Origin of the sequence: Collinsella aerofaciens, assembly GCF_015557435.1 — a bacterium.
In the GTDB taxonomy this organism is placed as follows: Bacteria; Actinomycetota; Coriobacteriia; order Coriobacteriales; family Coriobacteriaceae; genus Collinsella; species Collinsella aerofaciens_Z.
Genome location: NZ_JADNOH010000067.1, coordinates 1 through 7,820, shown reverse-complemented (window position 1 = coordinate 7,820; position 7,820 = coordinate 1). Strand labels below are relative to the sequence as shown.

6 protein-coding genes are annotated in these 7,820 nt (G+C 60.0%); all 6 read right to left on the bottom strand.

Annotated features, from left to right (window positions below; genetic code table 11):
- Positions 1–109: 109 nt before the first annotated feature.
- Positions 110–544 (bottom strand): division/cell wall cluster transcriptional repressor MraZ, encoded by a 435-nt coding sequence (locus I2G43_RS06330; RefSeq protein WP_195535500.1) that lies wholly within the window; start codon positions 542–544, stop codon positions 110–112.
- Positions 545–1,004: 460 nt separating this feature from the next.
- Positions 1,005–1,946 (bottom strand): site-specific tyrosine recombinase XerD, encoded by a 942-nt coding sequence (xerD, locus tag I2G43_RS06325; RefSeq protein ID WP_195535499.1) that lies wholly within the window; start codon positions 1,944–1,946, stop codon positions 1,005–1,007.
- A 2-nt stretch (positions 1,947–1,948) separates the two neighbouring features.
- Positions 1,949–3,610, bottom strand: a complete 1,662-nt coding sequence (locus tag I2G43_RS06320) for a CTP synthase (protein WP_195535498.1) — start codon at positions 3,608–3,610, stop codon at positions 1,949–1,951.
- Positions 3,611–3,787: 177 nt separating this feature from the next.
- Entirely contained in the window at positions 3,788–4,126 is a 339-nt protein-coding gene (locus I2G43_RS06315) for a hypothetical protein (RefSeq protein ID WP_195535497.1), read from the bottom strand.
- A 211-nt stretch (positions 4,127–4,337) separates the two neighbouring features.
- Complete coding sequence (locus I2G43_RS06310; RefSeq protein ID WP_195535496.1) at positions 4,338–5,819, bottom strand: DUF1846 domain-containing protein; 1,482 nt, start codon at positions 5,817–5,819, stop codon at positions 4,338–4,340.
- A 603-nt stretch (positions 5,820–6,422) separates the two neighbouring features.
- On the bottom strand, positions 6,423–7,820 hold a 1,398-nt coding region (locus I2G43_RS06305; RefSeq protein WP_195535495.1), incomplete at its 5' end, for a YfcC family protein.

The following is a 7,820-nucleotide window of genomic DNA, read 5'->3' as shown; positions in this document are numbered from 1 at the left end:
GAACCGCTCTTTAGCTGCAGCGACTCAAGCACTTCGCCGAGCATGACAGGTTCATGCCGATATTCTTGTGTCAAGATCCCACGCTCCATCCGTTACTCGTGCCTTGCCCTTACGAGAAGAAGAGGTCCAGCAGGGCCTCGTCATCATCGTCCTCATCGGCCGTAGCGCGGTCCCAAACCTCAAGGTGGTCGTAGTTGCCCACAACCATGACCTCGCGGTCGAGGTTCGCCTGCTTGCGGAGAGACTCAGAAAGACCGATACGACCCGCGCTGTCCACATCCATCGACGTGGTGCGCTTGTTGATCGCCCTCATGAGCTTCTGGTCGTTGATGTCACGCGGGTTAAAACCCTCGTGGCCCTCACGACCCGCGAAGAGTCCTTCGACCCACTTATCGAAGGCCTCGGCAGAGAACACGTACAGAGCATCGACATCCAGGGCTTTGAACACGCGAACGTGCTCTCCAAGCTCCTCACGAAGGGGTGCAGGCAGGGATAGACGACCTTTTGCATCGAGATTGCGCTCGTATGCACCCGTCATTCCCATGTGCGCCCTCCCCTCGGTTACTCAGATGGCACGTACGCGGGGAACCACCCCGCCTGTCGACGTCATCAATAATATGGGGAACCGCCCCATTTTTCAACACCTTTCCCCACCCCTTCCCCCACCCCACCCCACCACTCCACCCCCAATATGTTGTAAAACACCCCCGAGCATATGTTCGAAAACACAATATGTTGTGTTTGCAGCAAAGGCGGGATGCCACCTGTAGAACCACGCCCGCGAACCTCAACCTTCAAGTTGACCTTGAGGCGATTTTTACGTCCCTTTACATGCCGTTCACATCGCCCCCAAACTCCCCCACCCGCGACACACGCGACCCACCACCGAGGCGATAAGTGGCGAAAAATGGGGCGGGCCCAGATTGCCGTGCGCGCGCAAAAACACGTCGCGGCGATCTGGGCCCGTCCCCCTAATAGCAATAAATATGCAGGTCAGCAACGCGTTAGCGATGCGCCAGCGGATGAGCCGCCAGATAGACCTCAGTCAGCTGTGTGCGGTCGACATGCGTGTAGACCTGCGTGGTCGAAATGTCGGCATGACCCAAAATCTCCTGCAGCACGCGCAGGTCGGCACCGCCCGCGAGCATGTGGGTGGCAAAGGAGTGGCGCAAAGTGTGGGGATGGAGTCCCACCAATCCCACCTGACGCCCATAGCGCTCACATATCGCATGCACGGCCTGGCGCGACAGGCGACGTCCGTTCTTATTTAAAAAAACCGCCGAGGTTTCCGCCCCGCGAGCATGGGCAGCCAGGAGGGCGCGCCCGTCATATATATAGCGTGTCAGGGCACGTGCCGCGCTCCCCACCAGCGGAGCCAGACGCTCCTTTGAGCCCTTACCGCGCACCAGGACAAACCCATCATCGATATGAATGTCGCCCACATCGAGCCCCACCAGCTCGCTCACGCGCAAGCCGCAACCGTAGAGCACTTCCAAGATAGCGTGGTCACGGAGCCCCATCTCGTCCTCGGGAAAGTCTTGATCAAGCAGCGCCGAGACATCCTCCACCGAAAGATATTCCGGCAGGCGCTCTGCCTTTTTGGGCAGGCGCAACGCCGCCATCGGGTTTTGGGCCACAGCCCCATCGCGCACCAAAAAGGCATGCAGGCCCTTTACGGCTGCGAGCGCGCGCTCCACCGAGGCATCAGAATAGCCTCCGTCACGGCGATCGGCGACAAAACCTTCCACGACCTGACGGCTCACATCTTTAAAAGACGCAATACCCGCCCGCTCCAAATAGGCGCAGTACGTCGTCAAGTCACGACGGTAGGCCGCAATCGTGTTGCGCGCCAATCCCCGCTCGACCGCGAGGTAATCGAGATACTCCCCCGCCGCCACAGCGAGCGACGAGGGAGTAGCTTCGGTATGTTCTTTGTTCGCCGGCAACCCTAGTCCGTAGCGGTGTTCATGGGCGTCACCTGCAGACGGTCGACACCCTCGTGCTGGCCGATCGAGGCGCGCACGAACTCGCGGAACAGCGGCTGCGGGTTGGTCGGGCGGCTCTTGAACTCGGGATGAGCCTGGGTGGCCACATACCACGGATGCACGTCGCGCGGCAGCTCGACCATCTCGACCAGGCGCTCGTCGGGCGAAAGACCCGAGATAACCAGACCAGCGCCCTCGAGCTGGTCACGGAAGGCGTTGTTGAACTCAAAGCGGTGACGGTGACGCTCGTAGACGAGCTCCTCGCCATATGCCTCGCGCGCGAGGGTATCGGCGGCAAGCTTGCACGGATAGGCGCCCAGACGCATGGTGCCGCCCTTCTCGGTCACGTCCTCCTGCGAGCTCATCAAGTCGATGACACTATACGGGCCATCCGGATCGAACTCGGAAGAGCTGGCGCCGGCAAGGCCGACCACGTTGCGGGCAAATTCGCACACGGCCACCTGCATACCCAGGCAAATGCCCAGATACGGAATCTTGTGCTCGCGGGCGAACTCGGCCGCGAGGATCTTGCCCTCCAGGGCGCGCTTGCCAAAGCCGCCAGGGACCAAGATGCCCGAGGCGTCACCCAGGACCTCGGAGACGTTCTGCTCATCGAGGCTCTCGCCATCGACCAGCTGCACGTCAACATGGCGATCGTAGAACACACCCGCGTGGTGCAGGGCCTCGATAACCGACAGGTAGGCATCGGGCAGCTGCGTATACTTGCCCACGACGGCGATCTTCACCTTGTCGGCGTGATGGTTAGCGTGATTTTGTTTGCGCAGGAACTCGTTCCACTGACTCATGTCGCGCTCACGCGGGTCCAGACCCAGACGCTCGCAAATGCGCAGGTCAAAGTCCTGCTCGGCAAGCAGCTGCGGAACATCGTAGATGCTCGCGCAGTCCTCGTTGGTAAAGACACAGTCGGTGTCAACGTCGCAGAAGCTTGCGATCTTGCCGCGGATGGCATCGTCGATATGGTGATCGGAGCGCAGAACGATAATGTCGGGCTGGATACCAAAGCTGCGGAGCTCCTTGACGGAGTGCTGCGTCGGCTTGGTCTTGACCTCATGGGCGGCGGCGATATAGGGAACGAGCGACACGTGGATGTAGCAGACGTTCTCGGGGCCGGCCTCCTTGCGATACTGGCGAATGGCCTCGACAAACGGCTGCGACTCGATGTCGCCGATGGTGCCGCCCAACTCAGTGATGACCACGTCGGAGCCGGTCTGCTCCTCAATACGACGGAACTTATCCTTAATGGCGTTCGTGACGTGCGGAATCACCTGCACGGTGCCGCCCAAAAAGTCACCGCGACGTTCACGGGCGATCAGGCTCTTATAGATGGCACCAGTCGTAAAGTTGGAATCGCGGGTCAGGTTCTCGTCGATAAAGCGCTCGTAGTGGCCCAGGTCCAGGTCGGACTCATAGCCATCCTCGGTCACAAAGACCTCGCCATGCTGAAACGGGCTCATGGTGCCGGGGTCGACGTTCAGATACGGGTCGGCCTTTTGCATCGTTACCTTATAGCCGCGCGACTTGAGCAGACGGCCCAGCGAGGCCGCGGTGATACCCTTGCCCAGGGACGAAACCACGCCACCGGTCACGAACACATGCTTGGTCATATTGAGTTACCTGCACTTCCCGTAGAAGTTGTCCATACACATCTTACGGGTCTTCATTGTAATACTCGAACCCCGAGCTGTTCACATTTTTTTCAGGCGCAATCGCATTTCTCAATCTCGAAACAAAACGCCGCCCGGTTTCCCAGGCGGCGCTGCTGCGGCAAGGATTGCACACTGTTATCGATCAGCGACCTCGTCCTCGAGCATATCCTGAACGAGCATACCGGCACGGACGCCCTTGAGATACCACTCACCGCGCTCGGTAAGGCGAATACCATTCGCAAGCTGACCGCCGTCGTCGCTATAGCGCGAGACGACATCGATCATGCCTTCGGAATCCAAGCGATCGATTGCGGCGCGGGCGCGATACGGCGAAACTCCCACGCGCTCGGCAAGCGCTTTGCGAGAGAAGCCATACGGTCCGCCATTGCCTTCGGTTTGCTGAGCGATCTCCATCAGCACCAGCACCTCGACACGCTTCATATCGTTGACACTCGCACGACCCTTGCCCGCCATGGCAGCCTCCTCAAACCGAGCACGAGCATCTAACGCGCCGTGCACGACCGGCGCATCCCACAAAGGATGTTTCATCAGCGTTATTGTATACCGCCCAAAACGCTTATAGGCAGGTAAACGGCCTATTTTTACCTCGAACAAAGGCTTTGTTGATAAAAAAGCCGCATAGGGCATATACCCCATGCGGCCTTATCAGACCAATAAACTCGTCTTAGCGGTGGAAGAACCCACGGCGTTCGAACTTGGGCTCGCAGCACACGTTGATGCCCAACTTGCGCAGCACCGTCTCATCCGTCGGGGAGATGATCACGCTAAAGAAGGCATCGCAGCCACGCAGCTGTTCCAGTCCCGAGAGGACACGGGCCGCCGTCTCGCTCGTGGCCGAGGTAATCGAAAGCGCCATAAGCGTCTCATCGGTATGGAGACGCGGATTCTTGCTGCCCAGGAAATGCGTCTTGAGCTTGCTGATGGGCTCGATCGCCTCGTCGCTGATAACCTCGAGCTCAAGGTCGACGCCCGAGACATGCTTGAGGGCATTCATGATGAGCGAGCTCGCGGCGCCCAGGCGCGTGGAAGTCTTACCCGTCACCACAGAGCCATCCGGCATAACCATAGCGCCCACGGGACCGCCCGTCAGCTGCTCCCTGGTAAGGGCGGCCGAGCGCGCCGGCGAATAATTCTTGTCGATACCGGCCTTCTTCATAATGAGCTTGAGGCGGTCGACCTGCTCGTCGCCCACGCCGGTGCGGCGCACGGCCTCGACCGCGGCAAAGTAGCGGCGGACAATCTCCATCTTGGAGGCATCGCGGCAGGCCTCGTCGTCGGTAATGGCAAAGCCGACCATGTTGACGCCCATATCCGTGGGGCTCTGGTAAGGGCTCTCGCCCAAGATTTTCTCCATCAGGGCACGCACGACCGGGAAGGCCTCGACGTCGCGGTTGTAGTTGACCGTGGTCTTGTTGTAGGCCTCCAGGTGGAAGGAGTCAATGATGTTGGCATCGTCGAGGTCAGCCGTGGCAGCCTCGTAGGCAATGTTGACCGGGTGCGTAAGGGGAAGATTCCAGACCGGGAAGGTCTCGAACTTGGCGTAGCCGGCGGCGGTGCCGTGCTTGTGCTCGTGGTAGAGCTGCGACAGGCAGGTGGCGAGCTTGCCCGAGCCGGGGCCGGGGGCGGTAACCACGACGAGCGGACGCGTAGTCTCGACGAACTCGTTCTTGCCGTAGCCGTCGTCGGATACAATCAGGTCAACATCGTGCGGATAGCCCTCGATGGGATAATGCAGCTTGGCGGGAATACCGAGCGCGTTCAGACGATTGCGGAAGACGTCGGCAGCAGGCTGGCCGGCGTACTGGGTGATAACCACGGCCGCGACGGCAAAGCCGTTGCCGCGGAACAGGTCAACCAGACGCAACACGTCCTCATCATAGGTAATGCCGAGGTCGCCACGGGCCTTGTTCTTCTCGATGTGGTTCGCGTTAATGGCGATGATGACCTCGACGTCGTCGGCAATGCTCTTGAGCATGCGAAACTTGCTGTCCGGCTCAAATCCGGGCAGCACGCGGCTCGCGTGATAGTCGTCAAACAGCTTGCCGCCAAACTCCAAATACAGCTTGCCGCCAAACTGCGAGATGCGCTCCTTAATATGAGCGGCCTGCAGCTCGATATACTTCGCGTTGTCGAAACCCTGGCGCATGTATGGCTCCCGTCCCGTTTCCAATTAATGTTCTAGGCGATTATAACGGAGCCCGCCCTCCCCGATACCCAGACCATCAACAGGCACCAACCAAACACGCCATCGATAAGTTGCGGTGAAATAGCTCCTGTTTAACCCCTCAAGACGGCCAAACGGGAACTATTCCACCGCAACTTCCCCTTTTGGCGCAAATTAACCTGACCCCTTTGCACCAACAGCAGAAACGTCGCGGGCAGAGAACGGACAGCGAACAGGCACCAGAGCGAGCAAGCCGCCCCCTGCGCCAACAATGGCAGCGCCGCAGGTTGAGCATAAGTCAGCGAAAGCCCACCAGAGCGAGCAAGGTGACGTGAAAGAGGAGGGCATAGGCCTTTTGGCCATGCCCGACGATTGAACGTCAGATTGCCGCTCTGGCGGGCTTGCAGCGTCGAGTGGTTCCGGCGTTTGGTAAAACGCCGGAACACAAGAGCGCCCCCTCCCGCGCACGGAACGGGAGGGGGCTAAAGGTAGGAGTCTACCGGTGGGTTTACCCCACCGGACAGACGATGACCAGGTGATCCTCTACAGGATCGTCAAGGTTTCCGTGGGGTACCCGTTGGGTACTTAGAGCAGCACGCAGGCGACGGTCAGAATGACGGCGCAGACGACGGAGAGCGCGACGATGAGCTTAAGGGCAAACTTGAGCCAGGTCGTCCACTCGATCTTGGCCAGGGCGAGACCGCCCATGATGGCGCCGGAGGTCGGGGTGAACAGGTTCACGACACCGATGGCGGCGGAGAAGATCATGACCATGACCTCGGGCGAGAAGCCGAGCTTAACAGCCAGCGGTCCCATGATGGGCATGGAGACGGTGGCCATACCGGAGGTCGAGGGGATCAGGAAGGACAGGCCGAAGTAGACCAGGAAGCTCATGGGAGCGAAGATCACACCGGACAGGCCAGCCAGGGCATTGGCGGCAGCGTCGAGGACGTAGACGTCGAGGCCGGTGCTAGCCATGAGGACGGAGATACCACGGGCGAGAGCGATGACGAGGACAACGGACATCATGTCGGCAGCGCCGGTGATGAAGGTGTTGACGATCTGCTTCTCGGACAGGCCACCGATGATACCGATCAGGATAGCCATGAGGAAGAACCAGGTGGAAGCCTCGTCGAAGTACCACTGGCCAATGGGCAGGCCGGTGATCAGGGCAGACCAGCCCTGGACGACGGCGTTACCGTCGGCGTCGTAGACAGCGCCAGCGTCGAAGAAGTTGGCGACGCCCTCGTTGAGGTCGGCCAGCGGGATGAAGCCGACGATCATGACGACGAAGGTGAAAGCGAAGGCGATCAGAACGCCCTTCTGACGACCGGTGAGCTTGACCTCCTTGTTAACCTCGGAAGCAGCCTTGCCGTGAGCCTCTTCGGCGTCCTTGAGCTCCTGCATCGACAGGATGGTGGAACCCTTGTCAGCCTTGACCTTCTTGGCATAGCTCATCACGAAGACGATGGACATAGCGGTGGTGACAATCCACAGGACGGCGCCGAGGCCGATGATGATGGACTGGTTCACAGCGATGTCAACGCCGGTCAGAGCGTCGACGGCAGCGCCGACGGCGAACGGGTTAACCGTGGAGCCCAGGCAGCCGCAGCCAGCACCGAGCAGGACGGTAGCGGCGCCGACCATGGGGTCGAAGCCAGCAGCCATCATGGTAGCGGCGAGCAGGGCGTAGAAGGGAACGGTCTCCTCGCACATACCATAGGTGGTACCACCGAGAGAGAAGATGAGCATAAGGACAGGAATGAGCATAATCTCATTGCCCTTAAGCTTCTGCACCAGAACGGCGATGCCGTTGTCCAGGGCGCCGGTCTCGGTCATCATACCGAGGAAGCCACCCAGGATCATAACGAAGAGGCAGACGGGCAGAGCGTCAGCGAAGCCCTTAACCGGGGCGGTGCAGAAATCGCTCAGACGGGCTGCAGTAACCTCGCCGCCGGACGTGCCGGAGACGATAACGGTAAT